At 33.2% G+C, this 21,600-nt stretch carries 17 protein-coding genes; 6 read left to right on the top strand and 11 right to left on the bottom strand.

From position 1 onward, the window contains the following. Positions 1-646: 646 nt before the first annotated feature. Positions 647-1,954: an ammonium transporter gene (locus M2326_RS16320; protein WP_264620611.1), complete on the top strand. Its 1,308-nt coding sequence runs from the start codon at positions 647-649 to the stop codon at positions 1,952-1,954. Between the two features lie 435 nt (positions 1,955-2,389). Here M2326_RS16320 and M2326_RS16315 read toward each other — a convergent pair whose 3' ends face one another. The 7 genes from M2326_RS16315 to M2326_RS16285 all read right to left on the bottom strand — a co-directional run bounded on the left by M2326_RS16315 (position 2,390) and on the right by M2326_RS16285 (position 13,335). After that, the gene (locus M2326_RS16315) at positions 2,390-4,405 is read right to left on the bottom strand and encodes a protein-disulfide reductase DsbD family protein (RefSeq protein WP_264620610.1); all 2,016 of its coding nucleotides are present in this window, start codon (positions 4,403-4,405) and stop codon (positions 2,390-2,392) included. After that, on the bottom strand, positions 4,405-5,715 hold the full coding sequence (tilS, locus tag M2326_RS16310; RefSeq protein WP_264620609.1) for a tRNA lysidine(34) synthetase TilS: 1,311 nt from the start codon (positions 5,713-5,715) through the stop codon (positions 4,405-4,407). The genes M2326_RS16315 and tilS overlap by 1 nt, the downstream gene beginning before the upstream one ends. A gap of 921 nt (positions 5,716-6,636) precedes the next feature. Next, positions 6,637-7,923 (bottom strand): anthranilate synthase component I family protein, encoded by a 1,287-nt coding sequence (locus tag M2326_RS16305; protein ID WP_264620608.1) that lies wholly within the window; start codon positions 7,921-7,923, stop codon positions 6,637-6,639. A gap of 542 nt (positions 7,924-8,465) precedes the next feature. Next, positions 8,466-9,749, bottom strand: coding sequence for an NAD(P)/FAD-dependent oxidoreductase (locus M2326_RS16300; RefSeq protein ID WP_264620607.1), 1,284 nt, complete (start codon positions 9,747-9,749; stop codon positions 8,466-8,468). Between the two features lie 19 nt (positions 9,750-9,768). Next, a complete protein-coding gene (locus M2326_RS16295; protein WP_264620606.1) occupies positions 9,769-11,106 on the bottom strand; it encodes a DEAD/DEAH box helicase in 1,338 nt (445 codons plus the stop codon). 44 nt (positions 11,107-11,150) lie between these two features. Beyond that, entirely contained in the window at positions 11,151-12,707 is a 1,557-nt protein-coding gene (locus M2326_RS16290) for a DEAD/DEAH box helicase (RefSeq protein ID WP_264620605.1), read from the bottom strand. A gap of 103 nt (positions 12,708-12,810) precedes the next feature. Then, a complete protein-coding gene (locus M2326_RS16285) occupies positions 12,811-13,335 on the bottom strand; it encodes a DUF6155 family protein (RefSeq protein WP_264620604.1) in 525 nt (174 codons plus the stop codon). A 96-nt stretch (positions 13,336-13,431) separates the two neighbouring features. Between M2326_RS16285 and M2326_RS16280 the strand changes: the two genes are divergently transcribed. Continuing rightward, entirely contained in the window at positions 13,432-13,716 is a 285-nt protein-coding gene (locus M2326_RS16280; RefSeq protein WP_264620603.1) for a DUF3817 domain-containing protein, read from the top strand. 62 nt (positions 13,717-13,778) lie between these two features. On the opposite strand, the gene M2326_RS16275 is transcribed toward M2326_RS16280, so the two are convergent. Next, entirely contained in the window at positions 13,779-14,171 is a 393-nt protein-coding gene (locus M2326_RS16275; protein WP_264620602.1) for an acyl-CoA thioesterase, read from the bottom strand. Positions 14,172-14,238: 67 nt separating this feature from the next. Between M2326_RS16275 and M2326_RS16270 the strand changes: the two genes are divergently transcribed. From M2326_RS16270 to M2326_RS16255, 4 genes are all read left to right on the top strand, one after another. Continuing rightward, positions 14,239-14,643 (top strand): glyoxalase, encoded by a 405-nt coding sequence (locus M2326_RS16270; RefSeq protein WP_264620601.1) that lies wholly within the window; start codon positions 14,239-14,241, stop codon positions 14,641-14,643. Between the two features lie 400 nt (positions 14,644-15,043). Beyond that, positions 15,044-16,150: a carboxylate-amine ligase gene (locus M2326_RS16265; RefSeq protein WP_264620600.1), complete on the top strand. Its 1,107-nt coding sequence runs from the start codon at positions 15,044-15,046 to the stop codon at positions 16,148-16,150. A 41-nt stretch (positions 16,151-16,191) separates the two neighbouring features. After that, positions 16,192-17,025, top strand: a complete 834-nt coding sequence (locus M2326_RS16260; protein WP_264620599.1) for a type 1 glutamine amidotransferase — start codon at positions 16,192-16,194, stop codon at positions 17,023-17,025. A gap of 15 nt (positions 17,026-17,040) precedes the next feature. Further along, complete coding sequence (locus M2326_RS16255) at positions 17,041-18,231, top strand: ATP-grasp domain-containing protein (RefSeq protein ID WP_264620598.1); 1,191 nt, start codon at positions 17,041-17,043, stop codon at positions 18,229-18,231. 59 nt (positions 18,232-18,290) lie between these two features. Here the strand turns inward: M2326_RS16255 and M2326_RS16250 are convergent, their stop codons facing one another. The 3 genes from M2326_RS16250 to M2326_RS16240 all read right to left on the bottom strand — a co-directional run. Beyond that, positions 18,291-18,983 (bottom strand): DUF4240 domain-containing protein, encoded by a 693-nt coding sequence (locus tag M2326_RS16250; RefSeq protein ID WP_264620597.1) that lies wholly within the window; start codon positions 18,981-18,983, stop codon positions 18,291-18,293. A gap of 55 nt (positions 18,984-19,038) precedes the next feature. Further along, complete coding sequence (locus M2326_RS16245) at positions 19,039-20,688, bottom strand: M1 family metallopeptidase (RefSeq protein ID WP_264620596.1); 1,650 nt, start codon at positions 20,686-20,688, stop codon at positions 19,039-19,041. Positions 20,689-20,908: 220 nt separating this feature from the next. Next, on the bottom strand, positions 20,909-21,600 hold a 692-nt coding region (locus M2326_RS16240; protein ID WP_413603277.1), incomplete at its 5' end, for an acyltransferase family protein.

The raw sequence follows: 21,600 nt of genomic DNA, 5'->3' as shown, positions 1-21,600 counted from the left end.
TGAAAATCCATATCTCAAAAGTACATTTTTAGAAGCTAAAAGCGAAATGCACTAAAGTACATAGTTTTAACTATTTTTGGGACCAATAAAAAAGATTAAACCTGAAAACACAACTTTATTCACTTTATATAACTTAAAAAAAGTAGCCACGGATTCTGTTAAAAAGAGATTCAAAAACTTGAAATAACAATGCATTGCAATTAATCTATTTTCTAAATTTGATAAAAACATCCGTATTATATACTGAAGACAACTTATTTTGGTATAACTTACCTTATTCAAGTTGTTTAGATCAAAACTTTTCGTTTTAACCTATTATAAAAATTCCGCCTTATAAGACCAACTATCTTTTCAAATATACTATTAATCCCTAAACACTACTTTTCAACCCTTTCTTCCTTTTAAAAAACAATAAAAACTCCACCTTATAAAATATTTTACAGAAAAAACACACGATAAAAAGAACGCGATTATTATATTCTGAATTTAAGTACCTATTTAACACAATAGGTAAAAATTAAGGGGGTAGCATTACAAAATAATCAAAAAATAAAACCAAACCCCTTATTTTTCATAGGTTAGACACTTGCTTAATTAATATTTTAATAACTTTGCAAAAAAAACTATAACTAATATCAACAATTGTATGAGAAAAATTATTCTTAGTGTGATTCTTATCGCGCTTTCAGTTCTAACGTTATTTTCTACCTTTATTTTAACTCCAACTGCATTACCAGCAGAAGCCGCTTCTTTTGATACAGGAGACACCGCTTGGATGATTGTTGCAACCGCATTAGTTCTTATCATGACTCCAGGACTTGGCTTCTTTTATGGTGGAATGGTCGGTAAAAAAAATGTTATCAGTACCATGTTACAAAGTTTCATGGCCATGTTGATCGTTACTATTCTATGGGTATTAGTTGGTTTTAGTTTATCCTTTGGAACCAGTATTGGTGGCTTCATAGGAAACCCAATGGATTACTTCATGTTTCAAGGTGTAGACATTCATACCGCTTGGGGTACAATTCCATTTTTATTATTTGCTTTATTTCAAGCCAAATTTGCCATCATCACACCTGCTTTGATTACAGGAGCTTTTGCAGAGAGGATTCGTTTTTGGGCTTATATGTTATTCATGGTATTTTTTACCTTATTTATTTACACACCATTATGCCACATGACTTGGCATGCAGATGGATTCTTTTTCAAAATGGGAGTATTAGACTTCGCTGGTGGTACGGTGGTACACATGAGCGCAGGGTGGGCTGCACTTGCTGGAGCTATGTTCCTAGGAAAAAGAAAAATACAAAAAGTAAATCCAGCTCGTATCACTTATGTTTTACTAGGAACAGCCTTATTATGGTTTGGTTGGTTTGGTTTCAATGCGGGATCTTCACTAGGAGCTAACGGATTGGCAGTACAAGCACTTGGAACCACAACTGTAGCTGCCGCTGCCGCAGGAATGGCCTGGATCTTTATGGATAAAATATTAGGCCACAAAGTATCTGCAATGGGTGCTTGTATTGGGACTGTAGTTGGATTGGTTGCGATCACTCCAGCAGCAGGATTCGTAAGTATTCCACACGCAATCTTCATCGGTATTTTCAGTAGTTTAGTTAGTAATTATATGGTTACCCTATTTTCTAAAGGAAAAATTGATGATGCTCTTGACGTTTTTGCTTGTCACGGTGTAGGTGGAATGGTTGGTATGTTACTAACAGGAGTTTTTGCATCCAATGCAATTAACCCTGCAGTAGGAGAAAACCAAGGGTTGATCTTTGGAGATTCCAAGCTATTCATCACACAATTAACAGCAATGATTATAGTATCTGTATTTGCTTTTGTAGGTTCATACGCTTTATTCTTTATCGTAAACAAAATTACACCACTACGTGTAACTGAAGACAAAGAAGAATTAGGATTAGACATCTCTCAACACGGAGAATACCTTTAATACCTAGTCTCATTATAACCAAACACTCTAAGGATTCGTCTTTAGAGTGTTTTTTTTTGCATTACTATTTGGGGGTGCCGCCATTATAAAAAGGAGCTTACCGTAGTTTGCGCCTACAAAGCTCCTTTCTATAATGCCGTCGGGTCATCCGCGCTACTTCGGTAGCTAGCTTCTACCCCTCACCCAATTCGGAGACATCGATCACAAAAGAGGAATAATACCAATACTATTTATAAAACAGTCCTATTGTCAGTTCGAGCGCAGTCGAGAACCACTAATGCATCTCGACTGCGCTTGATGAGACCAAAATTAGATTGCACTATATTGTACTTGTGTTTGTTATAAATCAAAAAACTAGTTGTTCTTTAAAATAAAAAACCTCGCTTTACATCCATAAAACGAGGTTTCTCTATATATTTTAATTTGTGCAATTCCTTAAAATCCAGCTATTCCAATGTTAAGCCAATTTTCATAAACATCAATCCCAACATAACTTATGGTTGGTTGCGCCGTATTCAAACTGTTTCCTTCTAAATCGGTCAAAACATATAAAGGTTGCGTATTGGTTTTGTAGCGCGAAATCATAAAATCGGTCCACTTCTCTCCTACTGTTTCTATTTCGTTACCAGTCGTTTTTGAAATGCTTTGCTCACTTTTTGGTAATTCTCTTTTATCATCCACGTAAAGCGAAATCAAAACTACTTTATCTTTCAAAATAGATAACACTTTGGGATCAGACCATACATTGTTTTCCATTTTTCTACAATTCACACAAGCATAGCCAGTGAAGTCAAGTAAAATTGGTTTGTTTACTGTTTTAGCATAAGCCACTCCTTTGTCATAATCTTCAAAAATTGTCAAGCCATGAACTCCAATTTTTGCACCATCAGGCGCTGCAATTCCACTGGCTGTTCCAGAACCTCCAACTCCATGTGGACTTTCACTGTATTCCAAGGGCGGAATAAAAGCACTGGTCAATTTTAAAGGTGCTCCCCATAATCCCGGAATTAAATAAATGGTAAAGGTCAGAATCAATATTCCCATCATAGCTCTTCCTACCGAAATATGAGTCATCGGACTATCGTGTGGCATTGAAATCTTACCAAATAGATAAAGTGCCAACACTCCAAAAATAGCGATCCAAATTGCTAGAAACACTTCTCTTTCCAATAAATGCAATTGTAAAACCAAATCAGCATTCGATAAAAATTTAAAGGCTAAGGCTAATTCTAAAAATCCTAAAAATACTTTCACAGTATTCAGCCAACCACCTGATTTTGGTAGCGATTGCAAGAACCCAGGAAACAAAGCAAAAAACATAAAAGGCAAAGCCATTGCTAACGAAAACCCAAACATACCAACTACAGGAGCGATTCCGCCCTTGGAAGCTGCTTCAACCAACAAGGTTCCCACGATCGGGCCCGTACAAGAGAACGAAACAATAGCCAAAGCCAAGGCCATGAATAAAATTCCGATAATTCCGCCACGATCAGCTTGCGAATCAACTTTGTTAGCCCATGCATTGGGTAAAACAATCTCAAAAGCACCCAAAAAGGACACTGCAAAGAAAACCAGTAGTACAAAGAAAATAATATTAAACCATACATTGGTTGACAAGGCATTCAACGCTCCTGCTCCAAAAATTGTCGTTACCACCAATCCCAAAACAACATAAATCACAATGATTGAGATTCCGTAAAAAATGGCATTTCGAATTCCGGCCGCTCTTGTTTTACTTTGTTTGGTAAAAAAACTAACTGTCATAGGAATCAACGGAAAAACACAAGGCGTTAACAAAGCAGCAAATCCAGATATAAAAGCGATGAAGAATATAGACCAAAGTCCTTTTTTCTCCTCTTTATCATTAATCGCAATGCTTTTGGTTACCGACTCTTGAATGTTCGTTTCCATTACATTAGCTTCACCTAAGCTTGGCGCAAGCGTATCTGCACTCACAGCGTCTAGCACTGGTTTTTCAATCGTACTGCTACCATTTAAAGTACTGGTAGGAATAGAAAAACTAAACTTTTTCTCCTGATTGATACATACGTCTTTACACACTTGATAGTTTAAAACAGCATCAATCGTAGCTAATTTTGCGTTTACGATTTTAATTTCTTGCTGTATTTGCGCCTTCCCCTCAAAAAACGTTTCATTGACTTCAAAAATATCGTTGAAAGCCGTACGTGTTTTACTTTCTTTCGCTTTACCAACTAAGGTATAATTGCCTTTTTGATTTTTAAATTCCAATTCCAAAGGTAGTGGTCCACCATCTGGTGTAAACTGCGAGTACAGGTGCCAGTCTTTTTCGATCACCGCGGTAAAAGTCAGAATATAACTGTCATCTAATTTCTTCTCGAGGGACGATTTCCATTTTGCAGGATCTAAAATTTGTGCATTTACATTGGCAAAAGCCAAAATAGTCAGTAATAAAAAGTATATCTTCTTCATTATACCAATTGAATATTTAATATTTTTAATGTTTGTTTGCGTACTTTAAAACGCTCATCTACCCTTTTACCCACAATCCAAACGACTGTATCTCCAGACCAAAGCACCCAAGTAGCTTCTTTTTCGAGTAAAGACATTTTTTCGTCTTTAAAAAATTTACTCAGCTTTTTTGACTTTCCGCCCATACCTAAGGGTTGAAAATCATCGCCTTCGATCCATTTTTTTAAAACCAACGGAAAAACCAACTTTTCAGCGTCCACAAATATACTCGTATTTGAAGGATCTGTGATCGAATCTACCTCTTGCAAGGTCAGTTTTAAGGGAAGATTAACGTCTTGCTCCTCTTTGTGTACCAAAAATGAAAGGTTAGCATCCTCCTCAACAATTGGACTCAAAATTAACTGCTCTCTATCTTTGATCAACCGAAAATCAGACGAATAAATTTGTTTTCCTGACAAACTATCAACCAATTCGTAAATATCGTCCCAAGAGGTAAAACCAAAATCTTTCAACCACTGATATAAGTATGCTTTGTAATTTGGTAATTTCAACAACTGCTTTAAATCGATATAAAACACTTCATCCTCCTGATGTACAACTTGTTGATACACCATCGTTGAAGCATCTTCCACCATTTCGGAGGCGTCTTGTAAATACGATTGTGTTTTTTGAAACGCTTCCATAAACTGCGGATTAAGCGATTTTAAAAGCGGTACCAAATGGTGGCGAATCTTATTTCGAACATATTTATCTGAGGCATTACTACTGTCTTCACGCCACTGCAAGCCTTCATTTTGCGCGTATTCCAAAATATCTTCACGAGTTAAAGACAACATAGGACGCACAATTTCGCCGTTTTGCTCAGGAATACCGGTAAACCCATCTAACCCGGTGCCTCTAGATAAATTAATAAGGAAAGTTTCGATATTATCATCTGCATGGTGCGCGGTAAGGATATAATCATAGCCTTCCTCTTGTAACACTTCATAAAACCAGTTGTAGCGCAACTCGCGCGCAGCCACTTGAGTCGAAAGTTTGTAATCATTTGCAAAAGCAGTTGTATCAAATTGTGTCAAAAAAAACGGAATCGCATGTGCCTCGGCATATTCTTGAACGAAATTTTGATCCCCAAAACTTTCCAGACCTCGCAGTTGAAAATTGCAATGCGCAATTGCAATATTAAATTTAGCCTTTCGAAATAAATCGACCATCACCATACTGTCCAGTCCGCCGCTTGTAGCCAACAATAGTTTTTTATTTTCTAAAAACGAAAACCTTGCTTGCAACTGCTTTTTAAAACGTTCTATCATTTTTATTTATTTTTTAACTACTAATTATTTAGCTTCGAAAATCTATTAATCTAGATTTGCCTTTTGATTGATCTGTTTCATATTATTTAGTCTTCGACAAGCTCAGACTGACAGACGATGAATTATAGATTAGCATCATCCCTACTCTACTTTCAATTTAAAACTTTGTCTCGCTGAGCTTGTCGAAGCGCTCGGCACATTGATCAACTATACAAAAAGTCTTCGACAAGCTCTGACTGACAGACGATAAAAATGAATAGAAATTCTTCCTATTCAAATTTCAATTTAAAACTTTGTCTCGCTGAGCTTGTCGAAGCGATCGGCACATTGATCAACTATACAAAAAGTCTTCGACAAGCTCTGACTGACAGACGATTAATATAGATTAACATTCTACCTACTCTAATTTCAATTTAAAACTTTGTCTCGCTGAGCTTGTCGAAGCGATCGGCACATTGATCAACTATACAAAAAGTCTTCGACAAGGTCAGACTGACAGACGATGAATATAGATTAACATTCTACCTACTTTAATTTCAATTTAAAATTTTGTCTCGCTGAGCTTGTCGAAGCGCTCGACACGTAAATCATCAATTCAAAAAGCCTTCGACAAGCTCAGACTGACAGACGATGAAAATAAAAAGACATTCTTCCTATTCAAATTTCAATTTAAAACTTTGTCTCACTGAGCTTGTCGAAGCGCTCGGCACGTTAATCAGCAATACAAAAAGTCTTCGACAGGCTCAGACAGACAGTGGACAAAAATAGATTAACGTCTTACCTACTCTAATTTCAATTTAAAACTTTGTCTCGCTGAGCTTGTCGAAGCGCTCGGTACGTTAATCAACAATACTAAAAAGTATTCTATTAGCTCAAACTGACATACATCAAAACAAACTAAAAAGGGTTAAATCAAGCTTCTTACTCCAAAACCTGTCGCATTGCTTTGGCTTTTAGCAAACATTCTTCGTATTCATTTTCGGCAATTGACATGGCCGTGATAGCACTCCCAACCGAAAAAGAAACATATTCCTTTTCTTGATTGTACAAGATGCTTCGGATTACAACATTAAAATCAAAATCACCTGTAGGACTAAAGTAGCCTACTGCACCACTGTACAAACCTCTTTTGGTTTCTTCCAGCTCTTCGATAATATTCATAGCAGATATTTTGGGCGCACCCGTCATACTACCCATAGGGAAACTTTTCTTAATCACATCTATAACAGAATATTGACCATCTAATCTTGACGTAATAGTTGAAACCATTTGATGCACTTGCAAAAAACTTTTAATCTCACATAAGGCCTTCACTTGCACAGAGCCACGTTGTGCAGTATGTGATAAATCATTCCGCACCAAGTCGGTGATCATGATATTTTCTGCTCGCTCTTTTGGGTTGGATGCCAATTCTAGTTTCGAACGTTCGTCTTCTTCAGGATCTTCAAAGCGTTTTGCTGTTCCTTTGATCGGTTGTGAAATAATAACTTCACCTTCCTTTTTCAAATAGCGTTCCGGCGAAGCAGAAAGTAAATACTGTTTATGATTTTTGAAGAAAACGGAAAAAGGTGGTTTCGAAATTTCGTTTAACTTCAAATAGGTTTCCAATGGATTTATTTGAACATGCTCTGCATAAAATTCCATGCAGAAATTAGCCTCGTACACTTGTCCGTGATGAATTTTTCCGAGCAAAACCTTCGCCTTTTTTAGGTAGTCTTCTTTTGAAATTCGCTGTTTAATCTCCAACGACCGCTCATCAAGACTAGACCACAAAGGTGTATTTATAATTTCTAAAAAGTCATCTTCAAGTTCATCATCACAAAAGTGTAAGTACTGCATTTCGACTACATCTCCTTTAATCAAAAATAACTTTTTGGGTTGATAAAAAAATAAATCAGGAAAATCCAATCCATCAAAATTTTTAGATTTTAAATCCTCAGTATCATTTTTTAAATCATACGACAAATACCCAAACAACCAATCTTGTGTAGTTTGTTGGTATTGCTTTAAATCTTCAAAAGCATTATGGTAATCTGTTTTTAGTGAAGTAAAGGCGTCAACTGCCAATACACAGTCATAAGTAGCATATTCTTGTGGATAATCATTACTATCTAAAAAGGTGATTTCGCGATGTTGCTGCGACCAAGTCAATAGCTGTTTTTTAAACAATTTTATGTCGGCAACGGTCTTATTTACTATTAATCTCAATTGATTTTGCTTTAAAAATCAAAATTACAACAAAAAAAATCGCTTCTCAACTATGAAGCAACTTAAAAAGCCTTCGTACAAAAAAATACTATTTAAATACTATCACAAACATTAAAAATCAAAAATAAAGCATTGATTTTGAATTAGAAAAATCTGTAACTATTAAATTAAATCTCCATAAACAGAACTGTTAAAATCAGTTTACAAAGCCTTTCAAGTTCAGTATTTTGATTAGTAGTAATATCAACAAAAAAAATGTCACTATAAGCACAAACTCCAAAATCATGACTTCATCTGTATCATTAGAAAAAAAGGTTGCAACCATATAATCATTCTAATATAGCTAATGCTTCTTTGCAACAACTTTAAAACCAACAACCACAAAAAACAAGTTAAAAATTTGAGAGAAAACTAGAAAAAGTAAACAATATTGTCTATTGATTCACTTTTTATTTATGTGCCGTCAAATTCAAACAAATAAAAAACCCTTTAATATTGAGAAATTCATCTTAAAGGGTTTTTACAGTTTTATAAATCAAGTATTATAATTCAACGGTTGGTGTTTTGGGCGCTTTCTTATCGGGTCTTATGATCATTCTTAAGGAATTATCTTTAGAAAAATAGGCTACCATCCAGTTGTAGAAAGTTTTTATTTTATTTCTATAAGTAATCAATGAAATTAAATGGACAAACAACCAAATAAACCAAGCAAAGAAGCCTTTGAAATGCATTTTTGGTTTTGGCAAATCTACTACAGCTTTGTTCTTACCAATAATAGCCATCGCACCTTTATCATTATAAATAAATGGCACAGTGACCTTATTTTGAAGTTTTAATTTGAAATTTTTAGCCAAATTAATACCTTGTTGAATTGCTACTTGTGCTACTTGTGGATGACCATGCTCAAAACTTGGATCATTAAATTGAATACAAGTGTCCCCAATTGCATAAATATTTTCAGTTCCTTCAACTTTATTAAAAGCATCTGTCTTTAAACGTTTTCCACGACCGTAACAATCAGCAGGCAATCCTTTGAATTCTCTAGCTGTAACACCTGCAGCCCAAATTAAATTTTTGGTCTGAATGGTATCTCCATTGGCAAAATGTACAGTATCATCAACATAATCCACTACATTATTATTTAACTTCACAATAACCCCTAGCTCGGTAATTGCTTTATAGGTATCTTCTTGTGATTCTTTACTCATTGGTGTTAATAATGCAGAAGCACCATCAACTAAATAAATATTACTTGCTGTTGTACCCAACTCAGGATACTCTTTCAAGAAAATATTCTTGCGCATTTCAGCAAACATTCCTGAAATTTCGACACCTGTGGGGCCACCACCTGCTACAACAACTGTTAATAATTTACGACGTTTACGTATATCCTTAGTAATAGCTGCTTTTTCTAAGTTTTTCAATAAAGTGTTACGCATAACAATTGCATCATTCAATGTTTTCATAGGTATGGCGTTCTTTTTAACGTTTTCCATACCAAAATAACTAGTTTCTGCTCCAGTAGCAAAAATTAATTGATCATACAACAATTCACCATTGCTTAGAATAACTTTATTTTCATTAGGAATAACTTCATGAAATTCTCCTAATCGAAATTGAAGATTTTTTTTCCCTGCAAAAAATTTTCTAAAAGGATAACTAATACTGGAAGGCTCCAAATAAGCAGTTGCTACCTGATAGATTAAAGGCGGAAAAAAATTGTAGTTATTTTTGTCAACCAAAGTTACACGAACTCCATCTTGATTCAATAGTTCTTTTGCTAGATTCATCCCTGCAAAACCACCTCCGATAATTACGACTTCCATAAGATTTAATTATTGTGTTTTATTTTTTCTTTAATTTCTTAACAGGTTTCTCTGCTGGTGTATTTTTATTTTGAAGTAAATAATTTGCCAAAATTTTATCAACCAATTCATCTTTCGTAAGGTGATGAAAAACAGTTTTAATTTTAGCTTTTAACTGTTGATCTACTTCATGGTTCGGTTTGGTTTTGAAGATTTGTTTAGCCCATAAAAGAGTATTATTCTCTTCAATACTCGTTTCCGAAGGTTTTTGGAATAGATGAAATTTAATTCCTAATTCTTTTTCAAAATCAGCAATTTCAGTTACCTCTTCTGGTTGAAGAACTGTCAACGAAAGTCCTTTTGCCCCTGCCCTTGCTGTACGCCCACTTCTATGTACGTATGCTTCATAAACATCTGGCAAATGATAATTTATTACATAAGAAACTTCTTTTACATCAATTCCTCTCGCAGCCAAATCGGTTGCTACCAAAATATTGATATGACCTTCACGAAATTGATCCATAATTCTATCTCGTATTCCTTGGCTCAAACTACCGTGAATAGCTCCAGATGAAAAACGATTAATCGCTAGATTTTTGGCTAATTTGTTAACTGCTGCTTTGGTTTTACAAAAGATTATTCCTCTTTCTCCTTCTTTACTATTCAAAAAATGCATCAAAACATCCAGTTTTTCAATAGGATCAACCACAATATACTGGTGGTCTATCCCTTGATTACCTACAGTTTCCATACTTGCACTTATTTGCACAACATTTTTATGCAAATAATTCTGAATTAATTGCTTGATTGTTCCTGGCATAGTTGCAGAGAACAAAATTGTTTTGTGTGCTTTGGGTAGTGCAGCTACGATGGTATCCAAACTATCTTTAAGAATGGTAACCATTTCATCTGCTTCATCCAATACCAAAAAAGAAGCTGTTGAAAGATCAATTGCTTTTCTTTCGATCAAATCGATCAAACGTCCCGGAGTTGCTACTACAATATGCGTTGTAGATTGCAGGCGCTCCATTTGTGGCTTGATCGGAATTCCTCCACAAGTTGCAGCGATTGAGATTTCTGGCAAATATTTGGCAAATGACTCCAAATTATTAAAAATTTGATGCCCTAACTCTCTTGTGGGTGCCAAAATAATAGCTTGAACAGCAGTATTTGTGGTATCAATAAGCTGCAATAATGGCAATCCAAATGCGGCAGTTTTACCAGTACCTGTTTTAGCTATACCGACTAAGTCTGTAGCATTGCTTAAAAGTAACGGAATTGTTTTTTGTTGAATTTCTGTAGGCTCAACAATGTTCAATTCGGTAATTGCTTTTAGAATTGCTGCTGAAATTCCTAAATCTAAGAATTGTTTTGACATTTGAATGTTATTGTTTAATGTAAATTTATAAAAAAAGTAAACGATTAATCTTCGTCTTCTTCCTCATCTAATTCACGTAATATTTTTTCTCTAAATTTTTTACCTATCAAAAGTGTCAGTTTCAAAGTATAATCTTCAACCAACCACTCACGGTAATTTTTACTACACTGACTCAAACATTTTGAATACCGTTTTATACGACAATCAATGTCAGCAGCAAGTTCTTTCGACAACATTCTAGCATCTCTTAATTCATTGGTATTGTCTACACACATTCCTGCATGTTGATCCAGTGACTTTTCAAGAACTACTTTGGAACGTGAATTTTGGGCAATAGCCAGCTTGTGCTCTTCGTCTACATCAAAAGTAACATCTTCTGTTTTGCTAAACTTTTCACGCAATTCTGGAGGCATTGTATATTTAAAGTGCAATTCGATTTCCGAGTCGTCACGTAAATTTTCAAGATAAAATTCGGGGGATTTGAAGATATGTTGCCAGTTAACCGGTTCACTCCAAAGTCCAAAACGCGCAGCATTATTCCCTAAATCGATCACTGAGAATTCGTCCTTAAATGGTAATTTACGAGAACCACGACCAATCATTTGATAATATAATGTTAGTGATTTTGTTGCTCTATTTAGGATAATCGTTTCAACCGTAGGCTCATCAAATCCAGTTGTTAGAATTCCTACTGATGATAAAATAGCATCTGGTGTGTGCTTGAACCAGTGTAAAATTTCTTTTCGTTCCTCATTACTGCTTGTATTATCAAGGTGACGCACAGGGTACCCTGCTTCTCTAAAAGTTTCATATACATACAGTGATGTATTGATACCATTATTAAAAATTAAGGTTTTTTTTCCCAACGATCTTTCAGTATACGCATGCAGTAATTTTTCTTGCATGAGTGTATTGGTGTACAAATCATCGGATGATTTTACCGTATAATCTCCATTAATCCCTACTTTCAACGTAGTTAATCCTACGTCATAACTATATGTTACTGCTTTAGCCAAAAACCCTTGATCAATTAACGAAGCAATAGTATCTCCTACTATCAATTCATCATAACTTTGGTGCATAGGCAATTTAATATTAGAACTCAGCGGTGTTGCTGTTACTCCTAATATAAAAGCATTTTTAAAGGAACTTAATAATTTTCTAAAGGAATTGTAGTGTGCCTCATCAATAATTACCAAACCGATATTGTCTAGATGTAATTTCTCATCATTGATACGGTTTTTTAAAGTTTCGACCATGGCCACAAAACAAGAAAAATCGTTTTGATCTGGTAGATCTTTTACCTTACTATTGATTATTTTATTTTTTACTCCAAAACCTTTTAGCATTTTAGAAGTTTGTTTACATAACTCGATTCTATGAGTTAATACAACCACTTTCTTTTGGTGCTTAGAAATATATCTACGAACAATTTCAGAAAATATTACTGTTTTACCTCCACCCGTTGGTAGTTGATATAATAAGTGATGTTGCTTTGGTCCATTGTCTATACGCTCAAAAATAGCATCAATATCGCTTTTTTGATATGCATAAAGTTCTTTTTTATCTTCCTTTTCTACGTCTAAAATATGTTCGTGCATGCCTATATTGAGTTTTTGCAAAAATACGTCGAAAAAACAGGCAAACCATAATATTTAAACAAAAAGAAATAGAATCTTTCAATAAATAAGAAATTTAGTAGTATTAGTAATCAAAAGGCTCCAAAACTGTACCAAAAAGGGCATGATTCCTCCATTTTTGAGCCACAGTTTCTTGATGAATTGCCGTAATTCTACCTTTAAAATCGGTAATAATTCCGTTTGCAATCACATATTGCACTAGTTGCTGATAAGAATTCAACATACTTTTAAAAAATAGCTCTTGTTTGATGTGGTTTTCGGCAGAAAAAGTTTGTGCAATTTCGATATTGTACAACATCAAATCTGCAATAATAAAAGAATCAACTCCCAACGACAAAAAGTGTTTAATAAACTTTTGGGCCACCGATCGTCTCATTTTTGGTTTGGTTCTTCGACCCACTTTTACAGGAAAATATTCATTAGAAATTTTTAATTTACTTTCCTGAAGTAGACTATCTTCTTTCGGGTTGAATACAAAATTATAATATACCTTCACGGGAGGGAACTTATCGTACAACTCCAAAATTTGCGCTTCGAGTTGTTCTTTATTTAATTCTGATACATATTTTTTTAAATCTCTCTTACTCATAATTTAAAATTGCAAACCTAATTGTTAATTTAGTTACTTATATGGGTATCAAATCAATGATATTACTTATTTTTGCTCGAAATTAAAAAAATACAAATGTTCAAAATTTTTAAAATTGTCGCAATATTAGAAGGTATTTCATATTTAGTTTTGTTTTCCAACATGCTATTTATAAAACCAAATAACTTCGAATTGTACCATAGTTTATTATATCCAATTGGAATGAGTCATGGTATACTGTTCATTAGCTATGTTGGCTTGGCTATTTTATTAAAAAATGCTCAGAAATGGGATTGGAAAACATTTGGAATTATTCTTATTGCTTCTTTAATTCCGTTTGGAACCTTTTATATTGAGAAAAAATACCTAGAAACAGCTTAGTATTTTTCGACAAAAAAAACAAAGTTCTAATTTGTATACATTAAGTACAAATTAGAACTTTTTTAATTTTCAGCTATTCGATCTTTTACAAATTCAACTTCTGTTTTACCGTGTGCTTTAGGCTTACCATCAGTTCCTAAATTCACCATTGTAGTTGCATCAATAGTAATAATTGTTTCACGAGTCATCATATTACGTGCTTCACACTTTAAGGTGAGAGAGGTGTGACCAAACTTAACTACAGCAATACCAATCTCTATAACATCACCTTGCCTAGCAGAACTGCGAAAGTTAATTTCGGACATTGATTTTGTCACTACTCTAGAATTTTCTAATTGAATAATTGAATATAATGCCAACTCTTCGTCAATCCAGGCTAGCAATTGTCCTCCAAATAAAGTTCCGTTGGGATTTAAGTCTTGGGGCTTAACCCATTTTCTTGTATGAAATCTCATGATTTTAATTTTATAATGCTAAAATACAACTTGCTAAAGTATTTTTTGCTAATTTTAAATAAAAAAAATGAGCCAAAGAGATCTGTTTTTAAAGGAATTTAGAGGAGAATCAATAGGAACCATTACTTCCCAATCCTCATCGGATGAAAATTTTCAAAACCAAGTATTACGCCCCATTTTAAAGCTTCAGAATGATTTATTTGTTGCTTCGTTTCTAAATTACATTACCAAGTATAAAAAAGATTTTTACGCACAATCGGTTGAAAAAAAATTGGCAATGGTCGAAAATGCCATTCAAAAAGATATTAAATATCGAAATGCTCTCAAAGGAATGATTATCGCCTTATTCACAATAGATGAATATCAATTATACATTAAAAATTCCTCTAGTTTAAATAAAAGAATGATGACTATTTTAATCGAAAGACTCAAAAGTCAAGTACAATTATTTGAAAACAATGCGAATGAATAATCCAATTTTCAACTTATTTAAACATTAATTCACTTTAAACGTATTTTCTTAACTTTTTAATAATTTAATTTTTTTATCACTAAAAAATTATGAAAAAACTAGATTCCACAAGGAATTTATATTCCTTTTTTCATTATACTTGTTAAAACAAAAGAGATAAAAGTGAACTACTCCAAACGGAATAGTCACAATCTAAATCGAGAAATCAAAACATCCTTTTTTAGTCATTATGACCTTTTTACAGCTTATCATTAAGAGTGTTCTTCATAAGGAATAGAACATAGATTTAATTGTATCACTAAGACGGTACTAAAAGCATGGATGTAGTAGTACTTAAACAACCATTACAAACCAACAAACTAAACCAATTATAAATTTATATTTATTAATTTTTCCATAAATGAAAAAATTACCTGTGTTTACGCTTGGAATTGAAGAAGAGTATCAAATTATAGATCCAGAAACGAGAGATCTACGGTCCCATTTATCTAAAATTGTTGATGGAGCAAAGACATTATTAAAAGAACAAGTCAAAGCAGAAATGCACCAATCTGTTGTAGAAGTAGGTACTAATATATGCAATAATGTTCATGAAGCCGAAATTGAAATCAAATTTTTACGCTCCAAAATTGTAGAATTAGCAGACAACCAAAATTTAATTGTTGGAGGCGCGGGAACACATCCGTTTGCTAAATGGCAAGATCAATTAATTACAGATGACCCAAGGTATCATAGTATTATTAATGAAATGCAAGATGCAGCACGATCTAATTTGATTTTTGGAATGCACTGTCATGTTGGGATTGAAAATAGAGAAATTGGTCTGCAATTGATGAACCAAGCTTGCTATTTTTTACCTCATATTTTTGCATTGTCTACCAATTCCCCTTTTTGGGAAGGCAGACAAACAGGTTACAAATCGTATAGAACAAAAGTCTTTGACAAATTTCCAAGAACCGGATTACCTGAATATTTTGATTGTTTGGCTTCGTATGACAGTTTTATAAATACCTTATTAAAAACGAACTGCATTGATAATCCAAGGAAAATTTGGTGGGATTTACGATTACACCCTATTTATCATACTATAGAGTTTCGTATTTGTGATATGTGCCTAACTGTAGAAGAAACGATGTGTATTGTATCTATCATTCAAGCGCTTGTTGCAAAATTATATAAAATTAATCAAAGTAATATGAGTTTAAACAATTACAGATTGGCTTTGATTAAAGAAAACAAATTTAGAGCGGCACGCTATGGTATCGAAGGTTATTTGATTGATTTTGGATTAGAGAAAGAAGTTGAAACACGAATTTTAATTCATGAGTTATTAGACTTTATTGATGACGTTGTAGATGAATTAGGTAGTAGAGTACACATCAATTATGTTCATGAAATTCTTAAAAATGGTACAGGTGCAGCCAAACAATTAGCTGTATTTGAAGAAACGAATGACCTAAAAAAAGTGGTTGACTTCATCACTAATGAGTTCACAAAAGGCTTATAAATAAATACCTTATATTTGTATTTTATTTTAAATACCACAAAATGAACAAGAAAAAAACAATTAGGATGGCCATTTTAGACATGTATGATGGACAACCTAATCAAGGGATGCGGTGTATTATTGATATCATAACACGGTTTTCACCTATAATAAAATTTGATATTTTTGATGTACGTTCTAAATGTGAAATTCCAGATATTAAAAATTATGATATTTACATTTCGACTGGAGGCCCTGGAAATCCATTAGAGGGAAATGGAGAATGGGAAGTAAAGTATTATCAATTCATTGATAGTTTAACCAAATGGAATGTTGAAAATACAGAAAAAAAGCACGTACTATTTATCTGTCATTCATTTCAAATGGCTTGTAAACATTTTGGTTTGGCAGAGATTACAAAAAGAAAAGATACCTCTTTTGGAGTAATGACCATTCATAAAACTGCAGAAGGAGAAAAAGATTCAATATTTGAAGGTTTAAGTGACCCGTTTTATGCAATTGATTCAAGAGATTATCAAGTTATACAGCCTAAATTGACTGTTTTTAAAAGAAAAGGAGCTAAAATTCTTTCCTTAGAAAAAATAAGAGATAATGTTCAATATGAAAGAGCAATAATGGCTGTTCGTTTCACCGATTACTTTGTAGGTACACAATATCACCCAGAAGCAGACCCAATTAGTTTTATTGCGTACCTTAGAGATAAAGAAGCCAAAGATAAAATCCGAGAAATGAAAGGTAAGCGAAAATTTAGAAATATGCTCGAAGACTTATTAGATGATGATAAAATATATAAAACCAATGAAACTTTGATTCCTAATTTTCTTCGGATTGCAATAAATGACTTGATTGAGACTAAAAAAATAATGTCAAATTAAATAAGGTAACTATTTATGATTGCTAAATATAGGGAACAATTTAATACTGAATTCTCAGAAGAAAAATACCAAAATCTTAAGGACGCTATTGCATGCGATTTTGATTATAAACCCAAATTTAGAATTGCTGAAACTCCTTTTTTTATTTCGAATACATTAAAATACCAATTAATAGAAGGTTGTAATAATGTTATAGCTTTTATTAAGAAAGAAGAATTTAATGAATTGACTAACAAGTCATTAGGAAAAAACAACAAAGTCCCTAATGAAGATAGCCATACTAATTTTATGGCTATTGATTTTGGTATTTGCGAAGAAAACGGGCAAACCATTCCTAAGTTAATTGAAGTACAAGGATTTCCGTCTTTGTTTAATTTTCAAAATAATTTATTCGAAAAATTTAAAGAAGTTTATCCTTTTTTAGCATCTTTTACACCTTATGTCAATGGAGCTTCTCAGGAGGAGTATCTTGCTATTTTGAGAGATGTAATTTGCAATAATCATCCAAGAGAAAATGTAATTTTACTCGAAATAGCACCTGATAACCAACCCACAAAAATTGACTTTGATTATTGTAAACGAGATCTAGGCGTTACCCCTGTATGTGTTACGGAACTAATAAAAAAAGGAAATCAATTATTCTACAAAAACAAAAATGGGCAAGAAATTCTTGTGAAACGAATTTACAACCGCGTCATATTTGACGAACTTGATGCCCGTACCGATTTGAAATTGCACTTTAGCTTCTCTGATGATTTGGACGTAGAATGGGCAGGTCACCCAAATTGGTTTTTTAGGATTAGTAAATTTATACTTCCCTTATTAAAAGGTAAATACTTTATTGATACCATTTTACTTAGTGATTTAGAACAAATTCCTGAAGATTTAGAGAACTATGTTTTAAAGCCTCTTTTTTCGTTCTCAGGTGCAGGAGTTATTTTTCATGTCACAAAAGCTGATATTGAAGCAGTAGTTGACAAAGAAAACTATATTTTACAAAAAAAAGTGCATTACCTCCCTATTCTACAAGCTCCTGACCAAAAAATAAAGGTCGAAGTGAGAATGTTGTGTACTTGGAAGGATGATGACGAAAATCCAGTTATACTTACTAATTTGGTACGACTGAGCCGTGGCGAAATGATTGGTGTAAAATACAATCAAGACAAAGATTGGGTAGGTGGTACTATTGGGCTGTTTGCGATTTAAACCACTATTTTATTCAAAAAATCTTATTCTAAAAAGTAATTATAAACAAATGTTTTAGCCTATTTGATGAACTTCTTGAACAATATTGGGCAAACTTTCTCCATTGATTTTGGTTCATCTACGCTCCAATTGAAAGTAATTAATGGATAATGCTCATCATTAGTCACAAAGGTATCATAATCAATATAATCGTAAATTTCATGGTCGGTTTTATTCATAAACGCATTCATGGCAACAAACCAAAAACCTTCAAATTCATAAGATTCTTTGCCTTCTTGCACTAAATCGTCTAAACTGTCAGGATTTGCCACTGCTTTGTCAAAAACATCTTTTCCTTGAGCAATGATCCAGCATCTGAAATAATCAAATCCACCATCTGTACCGCTATTCATAATGTATGCAGCACACCACAAATTGGATTTATAGGTATCGAATAATAATTTATCTGTACGCAATCGGAAACCTATGATTTCTTTTGGAGTTAATTTTTCAAGCTCATTTGTTATGAAAATTTCTTGATACGCCTGAGTAAGGTTTGCTTCTTTTGACTTTTCGATAATAGCCCAATACTGATCCTCTGGAAGCATTTCTGCTGATTTTTCGAAAGTAATGGAATCAAATACTTGCAATGGTGCTGTTTCTTTAACGACAACAACCGTTTTTACTACCTCTTTGTCTTTTACATTATTTTGCGCAAAAACACCTAATACATTAAAAAGAGAAAGAAATAAAAAAGTAGCTGAATTTTTCATAATGATTGATCAAGTTAAGATTGCAATGCAGTGGTAAAATTAGTAAAATTAATTTCTAATTTGCTTTTACATTTATATAATAATTAGGATCCACTTTAATACTGTCAATTCCGCGACTTATTGTTAGTGTTTTCCACTCCAATGTAGGGTGAATACATTTTATTTTTCCATCTGCATTAATTTTGATTGGCATATCAAAGCCGTCCACACTATTTGACCAACGATATTGCAATTTATTTTGAATTATTTTATATTCTAAAGTTGGAACACGAATATCTCGCAAATATTGATTGAAAAAGGGAGTTAAATCTCGTTTTGCTGCTTTCGATAAATAATCTTCTATTTGCTGAGATGCAACAATTTGATGGTAAAAGGTACTATTTAATCCTCTAAGCATTTTACGCCACTTTTTGTCATTGTCCATTATTTGGCGCAGCGTATGCAACATATTTGCACCCTTAAAATACATATCACCAGAACCCTGATCATTGACATTATAAGATCCAATTATGGGCTTGTCATTAGAAATATTACGTCTCGTACCACGTACATACTCATCTGCAGCTAATTTTCCATAATAATATTCGAGAAAAAGAGTTTCAGAATAGCTAGTAAAACTCTCGTGTATCCACATATCAGCGCGATCTTTGTTTGTGATATTATTTCCAAACCACTCGTGACCCGATTCATGAATGATTATAAAATCAAATTTTAATCCCCAACCGGTACCACTTAAATCAGATCCACGATAGCCATTTTTAAAACCATTACCATAACTAATATCACTTTGATGCTCCATACCCAAGAATGGTGTTTCAACCAATTTATACCCATCTTCATAAAATGGATATGCTCCAAACCAATATTCTAAAGCTTTAAGCATTCGAGTGACATCCTTAAATTGGTTTTTTGCTTTTTCTAAATTCGATCTAAGAATGTAATAGGTACAGTCTAGATTTCCTTTCTCTCCTTTATAAATTTCTGAAAAAGAAACAAAATCACCTATATTAAAATTCACCCCATAATTATTAATAGGGTTAACAACCGACCATTTAAATGTAGTTGTTCCATCATTTAGTTCTTGCCTACTTTTCAACCTACCATTGGCAACTGCTATCAAATTGGATGGTACGTTGACACTAATGTCCATGCTTTCGACTTCGTCATACATATGATCTTTATTTGGCCACCAAACACTGGCACCAATTCCTTGACAAGATGAGGCTATAAATGGATGACCGTTTGCATCTTTTTTCCAAACAATACCACCATCCCAAGGTGCATTTATTGCTGATTTTGGTTTACCCTCGTAATAAATAGTAAGTTCATTTAACGCTCCTACTAGTTGCTTTTTATCTAAGGTTATAAAGTATGCGCTTCCATCTCTTTTGTATTTCAATGGTAAACCTTCTTGAATTATTTTTGTAATTTGGAGGGGTTCTTGCAAATCAATTTGCATCGTATCATACTCATTAATAACGGAGTAAATGACTTTATTCGAACCAACAATAGAACTGTCTTTAGGATTAATTTTTATTTGAAGTTCATATTTTTTTACGTCCCACCAAATTCTTTCTTTAGATATTCCACCACGTAAACTATCTTGATGTGTAAAATTGGTCGTAACCAAAGCAGTATTCTCTTGGGATGAAACTGTTTGAATACTCAAGAATAATAGGTAAAATAAAACAACTGTGTTTTTCATAAAAGGCATTATATTTTATTCTAAAAAATAGTTTTCATTGATTTAAAAGCAGCTATACAGTATTATAAAAAAGCTTTCTTATCCTATATAGCGTCTTGGCGCTTGCCGAGGTTGGGTACTTTTGAAACCGAGTATTTTCGTCTGAACGTAAATGTAGTAAAAAAACGCTAATTCCACTAAATCCCCAATCTTAGCAAACGGCTATTGTACGATCGCTTTTTTATTTATTTTCAATTATACGGTTTCGTAATTTCATAAATGGTTTTTCAATCAATAGATTTAACAAATATGCACCAATTAAGCAAGTTCCAATGCAGATAAGCAAGATTAAATTACTATCTATTTTTATGTTTTCAAATAAATTTTGTGTTATATGAATTATTCCTTTGTGAGTTAAATAAATTGCAAATGATAGCGTTGCCAATAATTTTGTTGTTTTTGATTTCCATTTGAATAGAAAACTATTTGGACTAATCGCACCAATTACTAAAAATCCATAACCAATAGAAACTAATGGGAAACCAAAAATAGAAGCATAATATGTTTGCTGTTCATGGCACAAGAAAAATGCACAAGTCATAATTATTAGACTTAAAACAATGTTCAGATTTCCAAGTTTTGAAATTTTGTTCCAAAAGTTTGGAAGAAACTGATAAATTCCGGCAATAGAAACTCCAATTAAAAGCCCATCAAGTCTGTTATAGGTTGGATAATAAATAAATTTATACCAATACAACCAAGAGTTTTCGCTATCTATTTTTGGTAAGTAAAGATTATTCCAACTGTAAATTCTGATCGTAAAACCGAATATAAATAGATTGAGGTAAGCAGTTAAATTCATATCTTTAAAGTATTGAAAAACATAGAAATAATGGAAATTTTTAAAGGTCAAAATCTCATAGAGTTCTCTGA

The organism is Flavobacterium psychraerolatum (assembly GCF_025960985.1).
Taxonomy (GTDB): domain Bacteria; phylum Bacteroidota; class Bacteroidia; order Flavobacteriales; family Flavobacteriaceae; genus Flavobacterium.
Note: the sequence above shows the minus strand (reverse complement) of the source record. Positions and strands in the feature narration are given on the sequence as shown.